Here is a 17,150-nt window from a genome sequence, read left to right on the forward strand (position 1 = left end):
CAGTATCCCGCTATCGTCAACGCCTGATAAGCGGTTGAACTTTATTATCAATAGCTTCCCGCGCCCGGAAGATACGTGAACGCACCGTCCCCACCGGACAATCCATGATAGCCGCTATCTCTTCATAGCTCAGGCCATCCAGCTCCCGTAAGGTGATTGCCATACGTAAATCTTCCGGGAGGGACTCAATAGTTCGGAAAACTATCTGTCTCAGTTCTTCTGACAACATTAAGTTCTCAGGGTTCGAAATTTCTTTCAGCGCGCCGCCGCTTTCAAAGTTTTCTGCTTCAATCGCGTCTACATCACTGGAAGGCGGACGACGCCCCTGCGCAACCAGGTAGTTCTTCGCGGTATTGACCGCAATGCGATACAACCAGGTATAAAAAGCGCTATCCCCCCGGAAAGAATCCAGCGCGCGATAGGCCTTAATAAATGATTCCTGTACGACATCGGGAACGTCGCCCGATGGCACATAGCGGGAAACCAGACTCGCCACTTTATGCTGGTAGCGCACTACCAGTAAGTTAAAGGCTTTCTGATCTCCCTTCTGGACCCGTTCAACCAGGACCTGGTCCGTTAACTGCTCGCTCATCCGAGGTAATGTCTCCCCAAACCAAATTTCCACGCGCTTTCGAAACGCCACTCCATAAGCCGCACTATGAGCAAGCAACAGGTTAGAGTGTCTATGTTTCGTAAAGTTCCGTTACGCATTTGTTTTTGTTTGTCATGTTGTAGACAGGTCTTATCTTCCATTATAAGTCTACAGATGCTGAACAACGCACTATCTGTACAGAAATGCCCATTTCGTCGTTTGCAGAGTAACCTAACAGCATCTTTATTTCACTACAAAATCCGACGCTAACACCCTGCCCTATAAAATATTTTTTGCCGTTTATCTCTCGCCGTATTTTTATTTTATGTTTAATAAGCACAACACCAGCGAAATCATCACGTGCTTTTTAGCGCCATATAGTGCTAATCTGCCGCAACCGTGTTTAGTAAATTAAACAAAAACCATAATGACAACTCCTGAACTGTCCTGTGATGTGTTAATTATCGGCAGCGGCGCGGCCGGACTCTCGCTGGCGCTGCGTCTGGCTGAAAAACATAAGGTTATCGTCCTGAGTAAAGGGCCGGTGAGCGAGGGCTCCACGTTTTATGCGCAGGGCGGTATTGCCGCCGTGTTTGATGAAACCGACAGTATTGCGTCGCATGTCGAAGATACGCTGATTGCCGGCGCCGGAATTTGCGATCGCCACGCGGTGGAGTTTGTCGCCAGCAACGCTCGTACCTGCGTGCAGTGGCTTATCGATCAGGGCGTGCTGTTTGATACGCATGTCCAGCCAAACGGCAAGGAGAGCTATCATCTCACGCGTGAAGGCGGCCATAGCCATCGCCGTATCCTTCATGCCGCTGACGCTACCGGAAAGGAAGTCGAAACCACGTTGGTCAGTCGGGCGCAAAATCATCCTAATATTCAGGTGCTGGAACGCAGCAACGCCGTTGATTTAATTATTTCCGATAAAATGGGTCTGCCGGGGCCTCGCCGGGTCGTCGGCGCCTGGATCTGGAATCGCAATAAAGAGTGGGTTGAAACCTGTCATGCGAAGTCGGTGGTGCTGGCGACCGGCGGCGCCTCAAAGGTGTATCAATATACCACTAACCCGGATATTTCCTCCGGCGACGGTATCGCGATGGCCTGGCGCGCGGGCTGTCGGGTCGCTAATCTGGAATTTAACCAGTTTCATCCCACCGCCCTTTATCACCCGCAGGCGCGTAATTTTCTCCTTACCGAAGCGCTGCGCGGCGAAGGCGCATACCTTAAACGTCCGGACGGTTCACGGTTTATGCCGGACGTTGACGAACGCGGGGAACTGGCGCCGCGCGATATTGTCGCCCGCGCTATTGACCATGAGATGAAACGACTCGGCGCAGACTGTATGTTTCTCGATATCAGCCACAAGCCTGACGATTTTGTCCGCCAACACTTCCCGATGATCTATGCGAAACTGCTCGATTTGGGGATGGATTTAACCAAAGAACCGATTCCCGTTGTTCCTGCCGCGCACTATACCTGCGGCGGCGTGGTCGTCGATGATTATGGTCGTACCGATGTAGACGGCTTATATGCCATTGGCGAAGTCAGTTACACCGGCCTGCACGGCGCTAACCGTATGGCGTCCAACTCGTTGCTGGAATGCTTAGTGTACGGCTGGTCCGCGGCAATGGATATCGACAGGCGAATGCCTTCTGTCCACAGCGTTGACGTCCTTCCCGCCTGGGATGAAAGCCGCGTGGAGAACGCCGATGAGCGGGTGGTGATTCAGCATAACTGGCATGAACTGCGCCTGCTGATGTGGGACTATGTGGGCATTGTGCGCACGACGAAACGGCTGGAGCGCGCCCTACGGCGTATTACTATGTTGCAACAAGAGATTGACGAATATTACGCCAACTTTCGCGTCTCGAATAATTTACTGGAGCTGCGCAATCTGGTGCAAGTGGCCGAACTGATTGTGCGTTGCGCGATGATGCGTAAAGAGAGCCGGGGGCTGCACTTTACGCTGGATTATCCGCAACAACTGGCTGAATCAGGCCCATCGATCCTTTCGCCGTTAACGCCTCACATAAACAGATAAAATGCCTGGGTCAGCGCCGTATAACTTTCAGAATAATGCTGGTCTGACCCGCGAATTACTAATCTGTCGCTAAAGCACTCTCCGGCTTGCGGGGAGAATGCGAGCAAAACCCGGTGCGGCAAGCGCGCTTCGTTTTCCGCAACGTCAGTACGTAATCGCAAATGCCATCCCATGTTGAGCGCTTGCTGTGTAAAAGCGTTATCTATTTGTTCCGGCAAGACTACGCAAAAAAAGCCGTCTTCGGTAATACAATCCGCCGCAATAGCCAATAACGTCTGGTGATCCAGCGTAGCGGTGTAACGCGCCTGCTCCCGCTGCGGCGTGGCGCATTCCACACCGGGTTCGTAATAAGGCGGGTTGCTGATAATAAGATCAAAGCGTACCGTCTGGCGAGGCGCCCAACGCTGAATATCGTCAGTATGCACCGTTATTCGATGCGGCCAGGGAGAGTGAGCAACGTTTTCCTGCGCTTGCATGGCAGCCCCGGCATCCAGTTCCACGGCGTCAATAGGCACATTGTCATCCGTCCGCTGCGCCAGCATTAACGCCAGTAGACCGCTTCCAGTACCGATATCCAGAATTCGCTTTACATCCGCGACCGGTGCCCACGCCCCGAGTAAAATACCGTCAGTTCCCACTTTCATCGCACACCGATCGTGTGCGACAAAAAACTGTTTAAACGTAAATCCGTTACGACGAAGAACGGAGCCAGACTGAGACATGTAAAAACAACCTTGCAAAAAACGGCGACAGCGCCGGGTGAAAACAATACCTGAGAAGGGATATCCATACAAACAGATGAAGATTGTGGCCGTAACGTCTATAATCAGCGCCCCACACAGAGGTAGAACATGACTGTAACGACTTTTTCCGAACTTGAACTCGACGAAAGCCTGCTGGATGCCCTCCAGGATAAAGGTTTCACTCGCCCGACCGCCATTCAGGCTGCCGCCATTCCGCCTGCGCTCGATGGCCGTGATGTACTCGGTTCTGCGCCGACAGGCACCGGTAAAACGGCGGCATATCTGCTGCCGGCGTTGCAGCACCTGCTCGACTTTCCGCGTAAAAAATCGGGGCCGCCGCGTATTCTGATCCTGACGCCAACCCGCGAACTGGCAATGCAAGTTGCCGATCACGCTCGTGAACTGGCTAAGCATACTCATCTGGATATCGCCACGATTACCGGCGGCGTGGCCTATATGAACCATGCTGAAGTGTTTAGCGAAAACCAGGATATCGTGGTCGCCACAACGGGCCGTCTGCTGCAATATATAAAAGAAGAGAACTTTGACTGCCGGGCGGTTGAAACACTGATCCTTGACGAAGCTGACCGGATGCTCGACATGGGCTTCGCTCAGGACATTGAACATATCGCTGGTGAGACCCGCTGGCGTAAACAGACGATGCTGTTCTCCGCCACGCTGGAAGGCGATGCGATTAAAGATTTTGCCGAGCGTCTGCTGGAAGACCCGGTTGAGGTTTCCGCCAATCCGTCAACCCGCGAGCGTAAGAAAATTCACCAGTGGTACTACCGTGCCGACAATTTCGAACATAAAGTTGCGCTGTTGAAGCACCTGCTAAAACAAGACGATGCAACCCGTTCTATCGTGTTTGTACGTAAACGTGAACGCGTCCATGAACTGGCTGAAACGCTGCGTCTGGCCGGGATCAACAATTGCTATCTTGAAGGCGAGATGGCACAGATCAAACGTAACGAAGGTATTAAGCGTCTCACCGACGGTCGTGTTAACGTGCTGGTCGCGACCGACGTCGCGGCACGCGGGATTGATATTCCTGACGTTAGCCACGTCATTAACTTCGACATGCCGCGCAGTGGCGATACCTATCTGCATCGCATTGGTCGTACAGGCCGTGCGGGTCGCAAAGGCACTGCAATCTCGCTGGTAGAAGCCCACGACCATCTGTTGCTGCTGAAAATCGGTCGCTACATCGAAGAGCCGCTAAAAGCGCGCGTCATTGATGAGCTTCGCCCGACCACGCGTGCGCCCAGCGAAAAGCTGACCGGCAAACCGTCGAAAAAAGTGCTGGCGAAACGCGCCGAGAAGAAAAAAGAGAAAGAAAAAGAGAAGCCGCGCGTGAAGAAACGTCACCGCGATACAAAAAATATCGGTAAGCGCCGCAAGCCAAGCGGTACGAAAATGCAGGAGCAATCCAGCGAAGAGTGATGATAATGCCGGGTTCGTTAACCCGGCATTTTTTTATCTTCCACAGTAAAACACGCCTCCATACACTGCATAAATATCTGCATTGCCGGGCTGACCGCTTTCCCGGCATGATGGGCGCACAGCGCCATGATCGATAGCGACGGCGCGCCAAACGGCAGCTCTTTCAACTGACCGGTACTAAGTTCTCGTTCAACGGTAAAACGTGGTAAAAAGCTGATGCCCAGGTTAGCAGCCACACACTGTTTAATGCTTTCAATACTCCACAGTTCAATGGTGTTTTCCAGCGTAATCCGCCTCTGCCGTAGCGTACTTTCAAACAGCTGGCGGAAGACACATTGCGGTTCATTGATGATGAAGCTACAGGGAATATGCTGATCTGGCTGCGTAAAATCAGCATCCTGTAGCAGTGGAGAGGCCACCAGCGCCAGCGACTGCTCCCCCAGTTGCTGCATCGTGAGCGCATCATCATTACCTACGCGATAAAAAACGCCCAGATCGACCTCGTCATTCAGCAACGCATCACGTATTACATAGCAATTCAGCGACTGTAGCGACAATCTGACATTCGGCGCTCGCAGCTTAAATCGTTGTAAAACCTGCGGCATTTTGTACGCCAGTAAGGTTTCACCTGTCGCCACGCGCAGCTCTCCGCCGGGTTCCGCATCCTGTCTTGCGGCTTCACGAATCGACTCCATCACACGCGTCAGTTCATGGATATGCGGCATCAGCTTTTTCCCCTCATTGGTCAGGCACATTCGGCGCCCTATTTTCTCGAACAGTTGCAGGGAAAACTCACGTTCAAGCTGTTGAATATGAAAAGTTACCGTCGACTGAGTACAGCACAGCTTTTGCGAAGCCCGCAGAAACGAGCCCTCTTCCACTACCGTTTTCAGCGTAATAAACCGACGCAGATCCATAACCACCAACCTATCGAAAATCTCGAATTCAGAATTAAAAAACATTCATTTTTTTAAATATTTCATATCGGGTACTGTCTGCTAAAACAGAGGAGATGACAAGTGACACCGATGCTTTTAAGCGCTTTCTGGACTTATACATTAATCACCGCCCTTACCCCCGGCCCAAACAATATTCTCGCGCTTAGCGCAGCAACTGCACATGGTTTTCGGCAGAGTATTCGTGTACTGGCAGGTATGAGTCTGGGATTTTTGGTCGTCATGCTGCTGTGCGCCGGGATCGCGTTTTCCCTTGCGGTTATCGATCCGGCAATCATTCATTTACTCAGTTGGGTGGGGGCTGCGTATATCCTGTGGCTGGCGTGGAAAATTGCCACCAGTCCAGCGGCGGATGAAAACGCCAGACCAAAACCGGTTGGCTTTTGGGTAAGCTTTGGCCTGCAGTTTGTGAACGTCAAAATTATTCTGTACGGCATTACCGCTCTGTCTACATTTGTTTTACCGCAAACGCAGGCGCTGAATTGGGTCATCGGCGTCAGTATATTGCTGGCATTGATCGGCACGTTCGGTAATGTGTGTTGGGCGCTGGCGGGACATCTGTTTCAGCGGGCGTTTCGCCATTATGGTCGCCAGTTAAATATCATTCTGGCGTTACTGCTGGTGTACTGCGCGGTGCGGATTTTTTACTGACCCAAATAAAACAAAAGCGGAAAAGGCCCGGCCTCTTCCGCTTGTTATTACCGGATAAGCCTTACAGGCTTTCGGTAAAGGTACGAGCGATAACGTCGCGCTGCTGTTCCGGCGTCAGGGAGTTAAAACGCACCGCATAACCAGAAACACGAATAGTCAGCTGCGGGTATTTTTCCGGATGCTTAACCGCGTCTTCCAGAGTTTCGCGACGCAGAACGTTAACGTTCAGATGCTGACCGCCTTCAACGCGTACTTCCGGTTTAACTTCCATCGGAATTTCACGGTATTCAATCTCGCCCAGTTTGCTGACAGCCACAACTTCATCTTCAGCAAAGCCGGATTTTGCAACGATGCAGCGCGCTTCGCCTTTTTCGCTGTCCAGCAGCCAGAAGGAATTCAGCAGGTCGTCGTTAGCGGCTTTAGTAATCTGGATACCTGTAATCATGTGATGCCTCCCCAGGCAAAATTATTTGATTTCGGTCGGCCTAATCCCGGCCAATTGGTAAAACCATTGTTGCTTGAGTGTATATATACCCTTCGATCACCCTTCATTCTTTGATTTAAATCAATAAAAACCACACCATAAAAAGGGTGATGAAGGGAATTTATTGTTTTACATCAACTTACACCATTCATACCTATAAACTTTTTACATAAATTTTCAACTATCTTTTGTAGGTAACCGTTTTTGTAGCACGCAGGATTTTGCACTGCAGAAAGAAGCAGTTAAGCTAAGGGAACTGGAAATTCGCAGGAGAGCGAGATGGCGACTGAGTTAACCTGGCACGATGTGCTGGCTGATGAGAAACAGCAACCTTACTTTATCAATACGCTTCACACTGTTGCTGGCGAGCGTCAGTCGGGTATCACGGTCTACCCGCCGCAAAAAGATGTGTTTAACGCCTTTCGTTTCACGGAACTGGGCGACGTTAAGGTGGTGATCCTGGGACAAGATCCTTACCACGGCCCCGGCCAGGCACATGGTCTTGCTTTTTCCGTGCGTCCTGGGATCGCTCCCCCGCCGTCATTAGTGAATATGTACAAAGAGCTGGAAGCCTCCATTCCCGGCTTTGTTCGCCCCGCGCACGGTTATCTGGAAAGCTGGGCGCGCCAGGGCGTACTGTTACTGAATACGGTGCTCACGGTACGGGCAGGCCAGGCGCACTCTCATGCCAGCCTGGGGTGGGAAACCTTTACGGATAAAGTGATAAGCCTGATTAACCAACACCGCGAAGGGGTCGTCTTCCTGCTGTGGGGCTCGCACGCCCAGAAGAAAGGCGCGATTATTGATCCACAGCGCCACCATATTCTGAAAGCTCCGCATCCCTCGCCACTCTCTGCGCACCGCGGATTTTTTGGCTGTAACCATTTTGCGCTAACGAACCAATGGCTGGAACAACACGGCGAGAAAACTATCGACTGGACGCCAGTATTACCGGCTGAGAGTGAATAACGTTGGCGACTCGCCGTTTTATCGCCCGGATAACGGCGCGAAAGCGCCTTGTCTGACCGGGCGGTAGAAAGTACATCATTGGCCCGGCGCGCGTTGCGTCACCGGGCTGCAGCCCTTACGCTTTATTCTGTCGCCACCACTCGGCGAGCAGTACGCCTGTCGCAACCGACACATTCAGGCTTTCCACGTTCCCGGTGCCGTTAATTTTCACGCACAGATCGTCGGGTTCGCGCGCCGCTTCCGGCAGGTAGTCATATTCACGGCCTAAGACCAGCACCATCTTTTCCGGCAGGGTCGTACTAAAGAGCGTCTGACCGCGATCGCTGGACGTCGTCACCACGGTGTACCCCGCCTGACGAAAATCATCCAGTACGTCAACAATGCTTTCACCAGTGATCGGCTGGACATGCTCCGCCCCGCCTTCCGCGGTACGAATCGCCGCGCCGGACTCCAGCAACGCCGCATCCTGTACCACCACGCCTTTCACGCCGAAGTGCGCGCAGCTACGCATCATGCCGCCCAGATTATGCGGGTTAGCGACATCTTCCAACGCCAGCACGCAGTCTTGATCCGCCGCCTGCTTTACCCATTGCTTAACGGTCGTACCGTTACGCTTTTTAATCAGGAAACACACGCCGCCGTGGTGCTCAGTCCCGGAAGCTTTTGCCAGTTCGGCTTCATCCACCACATGGTAGGCTTTACGATTCGCCGCCATCCAGCGCAGCGCCTCTTTAAAACGCGGCGTTACGCTTTGGATAAACCATGCGCGCACGATGGCGTCAGGACGGCTCTGGAATAGCGCCTGGCAGGCATTTTCGCCGTAGACGCGCGTCTCTTCCGCACGCTGGCGACGCAAAACTTCAGGGTCGATAAAACTTTTACCGCTAATACCACCATGATCGACTTTCTCAGGCGTTTCATCGCCTGGCGCGCGGGACACGGTGCGCCACGGCGAAGTTTCATGTTTACGGTCACGGCTCTGATTATTTCGCTCATCACGGGCGGGGCGACGTCCACCGTCAGTGCGAGACTTTGCTGGGCGGCCTCCCCCTTTCCCGGTACGCGGGTTATGGGTGCGTTTATCAGAGTCATCATCACTACGGACATACATCACTTTGACTTTGCCGCTTTTGTTTTTTAATTCATCGTTCATGCTTTTCTCCACCAGCGCAGCGCGAAGCGCGAAGATTACCCGATGTGCATCCGGTTAGCCATGATTTCGTTTAAAAGCTTGCGACTATTGTACTCATTGAATAAAACACATTGTTGTTTAGCACAGACTCCTCGATAATATGTAACATTATAGAAACATCCCGCGCGTAGCGGGACGTCTTCCGACGTATTCAGAGGTTAGCTATGAACACCGTTTGTACCCATTGTCAGGCCATTAACCGCATCCCCGACGATCGGCTTCAGGATGCGGCAAAATGTGGACGCTGCGGTCATGAGTTGTTTGACGGAGAAGTCATTAATGCGACCGGCGAAACGCTGGACAAACTGTTGAAGGACGATCTTCCAGTGGTGATCGACTTTTGGGCCCCCTGGTGCGGCCCTTGCCGTAACTTTGCGCCAATCTTCGAGGATGTCGCAGAAGAGCGCAGCGGTAAAGTCCGTTTCGTCAAAGTAAATACCGAGGCGGAACGGGAACTCAGCGCCCGTTTCGGTATTCGCAGCATCCCGACGATTATGATTTTTAAACATGGACAGGTGGTCGATATGCTTAATGGCGCAGTGCCTAAAGCGCCTTTCGACAGCTGGCTGAACGAAGCGCTGTAAACGCCACGGGGCGCATCTTGTGCCCCGTTTTCACCTCTGCCACAATAGCGTTTTTCTCCGCAAACGCTTTCTATGACCAATAACGCTGTCCTTCAGTTACGCGCCGAACGGCTTGCGCGCGCTACACGCCCTTTTCTTGCCAGAGGCAATCGGGTTCGCCGCTGTCAACGCTGCCTGCTGCCGCTAAAATCTTGCCTGTGTGATACGTTAACGCCTTCTCAGGCGAAAAGCCGTTTTTGTCTGGTCATGTTTGACACTGAACCGATGAAACCCAGCAATACCGGCCGGCTGATAGCCGATATTTTGCCGGATACCGCGGCGTTTCAGTGGTCGCGTACCGAGCCGCCGCAGGCGTTGCTGGAGCTGGTACGGCATCCGGATTATCAGCCGATAGTGGTCTTTCCTGCGTCCTACGCTGGCGAAGCGCGCGAGGTCATTTCCACCCCGCCCGCCGGGAAACCGCCGCTGTTTATTATGCTGGACGGCACCTGGCCCGAAGCACGTAAAATGTTTCGTAAAAGCCCTTATCTGGATCATCTGCCGGTCATTTCCGTCGATTTATCGCGTCTTTCAGCTTATCGTCTGCGTGAAATCCATGCCGAAGGGCAATATTGTACCGCCGAAGTCGCCATAGCGTTGTTAGATCTGGCGGGAGATACCGAGGCGGCAACCAGTTTAGGTGAACATTTTACCCGTTTTAAAACGCGCTATCTGGCAGGAAAAACGCAACATCCGGGAAACGTCACAGCATAAAATAGCGAAAGCGTTTAAAATTATCCGGTCACTTCTGTGTAAGGGAAACCGGTATGAGCCAGCAAGGACTGGAAGCGCTACTGCGACCAAAATCGATCGCGGTGATTGGCGCATCAATGAAGCCCCACCGCGCGGGTTACCTGATGATGCGTAACTTGTTGGCGGGCGGATTCAATGGCCCCGTCCTTCCCGTGACGCCCGCCTGGAAAGCCGTTTTAGGCGTCATGGCCTGGCCGGATATCGCCAGTCTTCCCTTCACCCCCGATCTGGCTATTTTATGCACTAACGCCAGCCGAAACCTGGCGTTACTGGACGCGCTTGGCGCGAAAGGTTGTAAAACGTGCATTATCCTTTCTGCTCCCTCGTCACAACATGAAGAACTTCTTGCCTGTGCCCGGCATTATAAAATGCGTCTGCTGGGTCCAAACAGTCTTGGGCTCCTCGCGCCGTGGCAAGGGCTGAATGCCAGCTTTTCTCCCGTCCCGATTAAACAGGGCAAGCTCGCTTTTATTTCCCAGTCTGCCGCCGTTTCTAATACTATTCTTGACTGGGCGCAACAGCGTGAAATGGGCTTTTCCTACTTTATCGCGCTGGGCGATAGCCTGGATATTGATGTCGATGAACTACTGGACTATCTGGCGCGCGACAGCAAGACCAGCGCGATTTTGCTCTACCTGGAACAGTTAAGCGACGCCCGCCGTTTTGTTTCCGCCGCCCGTAGCGCTTCACGTAACAAACCGATTCTGGTGATTAAAAGCGGCCGAAGCCCGGCAGCCCAGCGTTTACTTAATACCAGCGCGGGAATGGACCCTGCGTGGGATGCGGCCATCCAGCGCGCAGGCCTGCTGCGAGTCCAGGATACGCACGAGCTTTTTTCCGCCGTCGAAACACTGAGCCATATGCGTCCGCTACGCGGCGACAGACTGATGATTATCAGCAATGGCGCCGCGCCTGCCGCGCTGGCGTTAGATGAGTTGTGGTCGCGTAACGGCAAACTGGCGACGTTGAGCGAAGAGACCTGCCTGCAATTACGGCAGGCGCTTCCCGCGCACATTGATATTGCCAATCCGCTGGATCTGTGTGATGACGCCAGCAGCGAACATTACGTCAAAACGCTGGATATCCTGCTCGCCAGTCAGGATTTTGACGCGCTTATGGTTATCCACTCTCCCAGCGCTGCCGCGCCGGGTACGGAAAGCGCCCATGCCCTGATCGAGACGATTAAGCGCCACCCCAGAGGCAAGTTTGTTACGCTGCTGACAAACTGGTGCGGCGAGTTCTCGTCTCAGGAAGCAAGACGGCTATTCAGCGAAGCCGGATTACCAACCTACCGCACGCCGGAAGGCACGATTACCGCGTTTATGCATATGGTGGAATACCGGCGTAACCAGAAGCAACTGCGGGAAACGCCAGCGTTGCCGAGTAACCTGACGTCCAATACCGCTGAGGCGCATAATCTGTTACAGCGGGCGATTGCGGAAGGCGCCACCTCACTGGACACCCATGAAGTACAGCCGATTTTACACGCCTATGGGCTGCATACGCTCCCAACCTGGATTGCCAGCGACAGCGCTGAAGCGGTGCATATCGCCGAACAGATAGGCTATCCGGTAGCTCTCAAGCTGCGCTCGCCTGACATTCCGCATAAATCTGAAGTTCAGGGGGTCATGCTTTACCTGCGGACCGCAAGCGAGGTACAACAGGCCGCAAACGCCATTTTCGATCGTGTAAAGATGGCCTGGCCGCAGGCGCGGATTCACGGTTTGCTGGTACAAAGTATGGCTAACCGCGCCGGCGCGCAGGAGCTGCGTGTGGTGGTCGAGCACGATCCGGTGTTTGGTCCTTTGATTATGTTGGGTGAAGGCGGTGTAGAGTGGCGTCCGGAAGAGCAGGCGGTCGTCGCGCTGCCGCCGCTCAACATGAATCTGGCGCGCTATCTGGTGATTCAGGGCATTAAACAGCGGAAAATTCGCGCCCGTAGCGCGCTGCGTCCGCTGGATATTGTCGGTTTAAGCCAGCTGCTGGTCCAGGTTTCAAACCTGATTGTCGACTGCCCGGAAATTCAGCGTCTGGATATCCATCCGCTGCTGGCTTCCGCCAGTGAGTTTACCGCGCTGGATGTGACGCTGGATATTGCCCCGTTTGATGGCGATAACGAAAGTCGACTTGCGGTACGCCCCTATCCCCACCAGCTCGAAGAGTGGGTGGAGATGAAAAACGGCGATCGCTGCCTGTTCCGTCCGATCCTGCCGGAAGATGAGCCCCAACTGCGACAATTCATCGCCCAGGTCACCAAAGAGGATCTTTACTACCGTTATTTCAGCGAGATCAACGAATTCACCCATGAAGATTTAGCCAACATGACGCAGATCGACTACGATCGAGAAATGGCCTTTGTGGCCGTGAGGCGGATGGACAACGCTGAAGAGATCCTCGGCGTAACGCGCGCGATCTCCGATCCTGACAACGTAGATGCCGAATTTGCCGTATTGGTGCGTTCAGATCTCAAAGGGTTGGGTTTAGGACGCCGTTTAATGGAGAAATTGATTGCCTATACTCGCGATCACGGATTGAAGCGGCTGAACGGTATTACGATGCCGAACAATCGCGGTATGGTCGCGTTGGCCAGAAAACTGGGATTTCAGGTCGATATCCAGCTCGAAGAGGGCATCGTGGGATTGACGCTGAATCTGGCCAAATGTGATGAATCGTGAGTAATGTACTGGAAATGTTGACCACTTTAACGGGTACTGATGTTATTATTGCTCGCTTATGTCGTCTGCATAGCACAGAGGACCCTTCAATGAACAGAGAAGAAATGCACTGTGATGTTGTCAAAATTTAAGCGTAATAAACATCAACAACACCTTGCCCAACTCCCTAAGATTTCTCAGTCAGTTGATGATGTAGATTTCTTTTATACTCCTGCTACTTTTCGGGAGACACTGCTGGAGAAAATCGCCAGCGCGACGCAGCGTATTTGTATCGTTGCCCTGTATCTGGAACAGGACGATGGGGGTAAAGGTATACTCGACGCGCTCTATGCGGCTAAACGGCAGCGTCCTGAACTGGACGTGAGGGTGCTGGTCGACTGGCATCGCGCGCAACGCGGGCGCATTGGCGCAGCAGCCTCGAATACCAATGCAGACTGGTATTGCCGACTGGCGCAGGAAAACCCCGGCATTGATGTCCCGGTTTACGGCGTACCGATTAATACGCGAGAAGCGCTTGGCGTACTGCATTTTAAAGGCTTTATCATTGATGATAGCGTCCTGTACAGCGGCGCCAGCCTGAACGATGTCTATCTCCATCAGCATGACAAATATCGCTACGATCGCTACCAGCTGATTCGCAATCGGCAAATGGCAGACATCATGTTTGACTGGGTGACGCAAAATCTGATGAATGGCCGTGGTGTGAATCGTCTGGATAATACCCAGCGTCCGAAAAGCCCGGAGATTAAAAACGATATCCGCTTATACCGTCAGGAGCTGCGGGATGCGTCATATCATTTTCAGGGTGACGCTAATGACGAGCAACTCTCCGTTACGCCGCTGGTCGGGCTTGGAAAATCCAGTCTGCTGAACAAAACCATTTTCCATCTCATGCCCTGTGCGGAGCATAAGCTCACCATTTGTACCCCTTATTTCAATCTACCAGCGGTGCTGGTGCGGAATATTATTCAGCTACTGCGCGACGGAAAGAAAGTCGAAATCATTGTTGGCGATAAAACCGCGAATGATTTTTACATTCCGGAAGATGAACCGTTCAAGATCATTGGCGCGCTGCCCTATCTCTATGAGATTAACCTGCGCCGCTTCCTGAGCCGTTTACAGTATTACGTCAATACCGATCAGCTTGTGGTGCGTCTGTGGAAAGATGACGACAATACCTATCATCTGAAAGGGATGTGGGTAGATGATAAATGGATGCTGCTCACCGGCAACAATCTGAATCCTCGCGCCTGGCGTCTGGATCTGGAAAACGCCATTCTGATCCACGATCCTAAGCAGGAGCTTGCCCCTCAGCGGGAAAAAGAGCTGGAACTTATCCGAATGCACACAACCATCGTAAAACATTATCGTGACCTGCAGAGCATTGCCGACTATCCGATAAAAGTGCGTAAATTGATTCGCCGCCTGCGCCGGATCCGCATCGACAGATTAATTAGCCGTATCCTGTAATCGAAGCCCCGTCCTGTACGGGGTTTTCTCTTAGGAGTGACTGGTGCGCGTGTTGATTCCTTTTACGGTGTTGTTTCTCTCCGGGTGCAGCCATCTGGCTAACGACCACTGGAGCGGTCAGGATAAAGCCCAGCATTTTATAGCATCAGCGATGCTATCGGCAGCCGGTAATGAGTATGCGCGTCACCAGGGAGTAAGCCCTGACCGCAGCGCAGCGATAGGGCTGATGTTTTCTTTGAGTCTCGGAGCCTCAAAAGAACTCTGGGACAGCCGCCCGGAAGGCAGCGGCTGGAGCTGGAAAGATTTTGTCTGGGATGTCGCTGGCGCGACAACCGGTTACGCTATCTGGCAAATGGCGCGATACTAAAGGCGTAAGCCCTTTCCTTTACGGTGCAACATCAGCGAAACCAGGAAAGCCAGAACGGCCATCGCGGTAACATACCAGAAGAACGAACTCTCCATACCAACAGACTTTAGCGACAGCGCGACATATTCCGCAGAGCCGCCAAATAACGCATTTGCTACCGCGTAAGATAAACCGACGCCCAGGGCGCGAACCTGCGCTGGAAACATCTCCGCTTTCAGGATCCCGCTAATCGAGGTATAGAAACTCACAATCAATAGCGCGCACATCACTAAAGCAAATGCGGCATAAGGCGACGTCACATTCTGCAACGCGGAGAGAATTGGAACGGTGAAAAGCATCGCGAGCGCGCCAAAACATAGCATAGAAGTGCGCCTGCCAATCTTATCGGATAACGCGCCGAATAACGGCTGCACCAACATGAAAACACACAGCGCGACCGTCATAATGCCGCTGGCGACATTGGCATGCATACCTGCTGTATTTACCAGATATTTCTGCATATAGGTGGTGAAAGTATAAAAGCACAGCGAGCCTGCCGCGGTGAAACCAAGCACCATCAAAAAGGCTTTGCGATTACGCCACAAACCTTTCAACGAACCGGCTTCTTTTAACGCGCGAGTCTCATGCTTCGAGGTTTCATCCAGCTGGCGACGTAGCCATAATGCCACAACCGCCAGCACGGCGCCCAACGCAAAGGGAATACGCCATCCCCAGGCACGAAGCTCAGCATCCTCCAGAACCTGCTGCAAAATCACAACGACCAGCAATGCCAGTAGTTGGCCACCGATAAGCGTAACGTACTGAAACGAGGCGAAAAATCCCTTACGACCTTCAAGCGCAACTTCACTCATATATGTCGCGCTGGTCCCATACTCTCCCCCTACCGAGAGCCCCTGAAATAACCTTGCAATAAGTAGCAGCGCCGGTGCCCAGGTGCCGATGGTATCGTAACCAGGTAAGCAGGCAATCACCAGCGACCCCATGCACATCATGCACACCGAAATCAACATTGAGGCTTTGCGCCCGCGTCGATCGGCAATGCGTCCAAACAGCCAACCACCGATAGGTCGCATTAAAAAACCGGCGGCAAAGACGCCTGCCGTTTGCAAAAGCTGAGTGGTGGTATTACCAGAAGGAAAGAAGATATGTGCAAAATAGAGCGAGCAGAAAGAGTAGACGTAGAAATCAAACCATTCCACTAAGTTTCCGGAAGATGCCCCCACGATAGCCCATATGCGTCGCCGCATCTCCGGAGCCTCAGCGTTGTTTTTATCTATACGCTGAATAATTTCTGCCATACTGTTCTCCTTGTTGCCAGGCTTAATCGGCCTTTTATTTTGGAGATTCAGATTACGCGAGACCAAAAAGTAAATAAAGTGTTAATTATTTGTTTGCTAATTTTTATCCCCACCGTGCCTGATGCTGGCGTTTCCGTTTCAGATAGTCTTCGTCCTGACGAATTTTATCCCACCAACTTTTGAAAACCGTTGCCGCCGCGGCCTTAATAGGATCATTACCCCGTGTATTCAGGCTGCCGTCTTCTGCATACTTTTTACCGCCTTTATAGTTAGCGTATCGCCTGGCGCGGGTGTATCCCATCTGAATAAATTTACGCGCCATGTCCATACCAACGAAATCATCCTGCTGCCGGTAAGCTTCGAACAACTGGTAGATCTGTTCTGCGGATTTCATCGCCGATGTTTCATCTTTATAGCGCCAGAAAGGAAGAATTTCGCTTTTGTAGGGTTCAACCAGTAGCACCCCCTGCTCGCCTCGTCCAACCTGATACAATTCAGGCTGCTGGCGGAAGTCAATGCTGGAAAAGTCTTGCTGGTAGTTAAAAGGTTTGATAGCCAATGAAAATCCTCACTGCTTATATAAGCACGTGTAAAGGATAGTTCATCGTTAACGATTGGGTGGGTTGTGCTCTTATCGGTTCTACAAGAACACCAGCTTCGTAGGCGGGATAATTCCTGTGGGCCGAATAAGGCGGAGCCGCCATCCGGCAGAAACAGACAAAAACAAAAGGCCCTGTCTTCCGACAGGGCCCTTCGTTTTATTTGATGCCTGGCAGTTCCCTACTCTCGCATGGGGAGACCCCACACTACCATCGGCGCTACGGCGTTTCACTTCTGAGTTCGGCATGGGGTCAGGTGGGACCACCGCGCTAGTGCCGCCAGGCAAA

At 52.5% G+C, this 17,150-nt stretch carries 17 protein-coding genes and 1 rRNA gene; 9 read left to right on the top strand and 9 right to left on the bottom strand.

Annotated elements, in window-relative coordinates:
• Positions 1 to 16 precede the first annotated feature (16 nt).
• Together rpoE and rseD are read right to left on the bottom strand one after the other, a co-directional pair.
• Positions 17 to 592 (bottom strand): RNA polymerase sigma factor RpoE, encoded by a 576-nt coding sequence (rpoE, locus tag J4645_RS18220; protein ID WP_000003307.1) that lies wholly within the window; start codon positions 590 to 592, stop codon positions 17 to 19.
• A complete protein-coding gene (gene rseD, locus J4645_RS18225; protein ID WP_014344135.1) occupies positions 589 to 753 on the bottom strand; it encodes a rpoE leader peptide RseD in 165 nt (54 codons plus the stop codon). Before rseD ends, rpoE begins: the two co-directional genes overlap by 4 nt.
• Positions 754 to 1,016: 263 nt before the next feature.
• On the opposite strand from rseD, the gene nadB reads away from it, so the two are divergent.
• Positions 1,017 to 2,639, top strand: a complete 1,623-nt coding sequence (nadB, locus tag J4645_RS18230) for an L-aspartate oxidase (protein WP_000989187.1) — start codon at positions 1,017 to 1,019, stop codon at positions 2,637 to 2,639.
• On the opposite strand, the gene trmN is transcribed toward nadB, so the two are convergent.
• The gene (gene trmN, locus J4645_RS18235) at positions 2,624 to 3,361 is read right to left on the bottom strand and encodes a tRNA(1)(Val) (adenine(37)-N(6))-methyltransferase TrmN (RefSeq protein WP_023214584.1); all 738 of its coding nucleotides are present in this window, start codon (positions 3,359 to 3,361) and stop codon (positions 2,624 to 2,626) included. The genes nadB and trmN overlap by 16 nt on opposite strands.
• 129 nt (positions 3,362 to 3,490) lie before the next feature.
• Here trmN and srmB point away from each other — a divergent pair, with 129 nt between their 5' ends.
• Positions 3,491 to 4,825 carry an ATP-dependent RNA helicase SrmB gene (gene srmB / locus J4645_RS18240; protein WP_000219174.1) on the top strand — a complete coding sequence of 445 codons (1,335 nt, stop codon included), beginning with the start codon at positions 3,491 to 3,493 and terminating at the stop codon, positions 4,823 to 4,825.
• 17 nt (positions 4,826 to 4,842) lie between these two features.
• Here srmB and J4645_RS18245 read toward each other — a convergent pair whose 3' ends face one another.
• Positions 4,843 to 5,742, bottom strand: a complete 900-nt coding sequence (locus J4645_RS18245; protein ID WP_000365861.1) for a LysR family transcriptional regulator — start codon at positions 5,740 to 5,742, stop codon at positions 4,843 to 4,845.
• Positions 5,743 to 5,844: 102 nt separating this feature from the next.
• Here J4645_RS18245 and eamB point away from each other — a divergent pair, with 102 nt between their 5' ends.
• On the top strand, positions 5,845 to 6,432 hold the full coding sequence (gene eamB, locus J4645_RS18250; RefSeq protein WP_000188414.1) for a cysteine/O-acetylserine transporter: 588 nt from the start codon (positions 5,845 to 5,847) through the stop codon (positions 6,430 to 6,432).
• A gap of 61 nt (positions 6,433 to 6,493) precedes the next feature.
• Here eamB and grcA read toward each other — a convergent pair whose 3' ends face one another.
• On the bottom strand, positions 6,494 to 6,877 hold the full coding sequence (gene grcA / locus J4645_RS18255; RefSeq protein WP_000627811.1) for an autonomous glycyl radical cofactor GrcA: 384 nt from the start codon (positions 6,875 to 6,877) through the stop codon (positions 6,494 to 6,496).
• Positions 6,878 to 7,195: 318 nt separating this feature from the next.
• Between grcA and ung the strand changes: the two genes are divergently transcribed.
• Positions 7,196 to 7,885: a uracil-DNA glycosylase gene (gene ung / locus J4645_RS18260; protein WP_000179978.1), complete on the top strand. Its 690-nt coding sequence runs from the start codon at positions 7,196 to 7,198 to the stop codon at positions 7,883 to 7,885.
• Between the two features lie 115 nt (positions 7,886 to 8,000).
• Here ung and J4645_RS18265 read toward each other — a convergent pair whose 3' ends face one another.
• Complete coding sequence (locus J4645_RS18265) at positions 8,001 to 9,038, bottom strand: tRNA/rRNA methyltransferase (RefSeq protein ID WP_023214585.1); 1,038 nt, start codon at positions 9,036 to 9,038, stop codon at positions 8,001 to 8,003.
• Between the two features lie 203 nt (positions 9,039 to 9,241).
• Here J4645_RS18265 and trxC point away from each other — a divergent pair, with 203 nt between their 5' ends.
• From trxC to J4645_RS18290, 5 genes are all read left to right on the top strand, one after another.
• The gene (trxC, locus tag J4645_RS18270) at positions 9,242 to 9,661 is read left to right on the top strand and encodes a thioredoxin TrxC (RefSeq protein ID WP_001098732.1); all 420 of its coding nucleotides are present in this window, start codon (positions 9,242 to 9,244) and stop codon (positions 9,659 to 9,661) included.
• A 72-nt stretch (positions 9,662 to 9,733) separates the two neighbouring features.
• Positions 9,734 to 10,414, top strand: coding sequence for a tRNA-uridine aminocarboxypropyltransferase (gene tapT, locus J4645_RS18275; protein WP_000183647.1), 681 nt, complete (start codon positions 9,734 to 9,736; stop codon positions 10,412 to 10,414).
• Positions 10,415 to 10,467: 53 nt separating this feature from the next.
• Positions 10,468 to 13,128 (top strand): protein lysine acetyltransferase, encoded by a 2,661-nt coding sequence (pat, locus tag J4645_RS18280; RefSeq protein WP_000082636.1) that lies wholly within the window; start codon positions 10,468 to 10,470, stop codon positions 13,126 to 13,128.
• 114 nt (positions 13,129 to 13,242) lie between these two features.
• Positions 13,243 to 14,598, top strand: coding sequence for a CDP-diacylglycerol--serine O-phosphatidyltransferase (gene pssA, locus J4645_RS18285; RefSeq protein WP_023376673.1), 1,356 nt, complete (start codon positions 13,243 to 13,245; stop codon positions 14,596 to 14,598).
• A gap of 43 nt (positions 14,599 to 14,641) precedes the next feature.
• The gene (locus J4645_RS18290) at positions 14,642 to 14,965 is read left to right on the top strand and encodes a YfiM family lipoprotein (protein ID WP_023214315.1); all 324 of its coding nucleotides are present in this window, start codon (positions 14,642 to 14,644) and stop codon (positions 14,963 to 14,965) included.
• Here the strand turns inward: J4645_RS18290 and J4645_RS18295 are convergent.
• The 3 genes from J4645_RS18295 to rrf form a co-directional block, all read right to left on the bottom strand.
• Positions 14,962 to 16,263 (bottom strand): MFS transporter, encoded by a 1,302-nt coding sequence (locus J4645_RS18295; RefSeq protein ID WP_023214587.1) that lies wholly within the window; start codon positions 16,261 to 16,263, stop codon positions 14,962 to 14,964. The genes J4645_RS18290 and J4645_RS18295 overlap by 4 nt on opposite strands.
• Positions 16,264 to 16,366: 103 nt before the next feature.
• Positions 16,367 to 16,822: a DUF4385 domain-containing protein gene (locus J4645_RS18300; RefSeq protein WP_000985657.1), complete on the bottom strand. Its 456-nt coding sequence runs from the start codon at positions 16,820 to 16,822 to the stop codon at positions 16,367 to 16,369.
• A gap of 208 nt (positions 16,823 to 17,030) precedes the next feature.
• Positions 17,031 to 17,146 (bottom strand): 5S ribosomal RNA (gene rrf, locus J4645_RS18305).
• Between the last annotated feature and the right edge of the window lie 4 nt (positions 17,147 to 17,150).

Source organism: Salmonella sp. 32082101201600294FB01SM01 (assembly GCF_017572865.1).
Lineage (GTDB): Bacteria > Pseudomonadota > Gammaproteobacteria > Enterobacterales > Enterobacteriaceae > Salmonella > Salmonella enterica.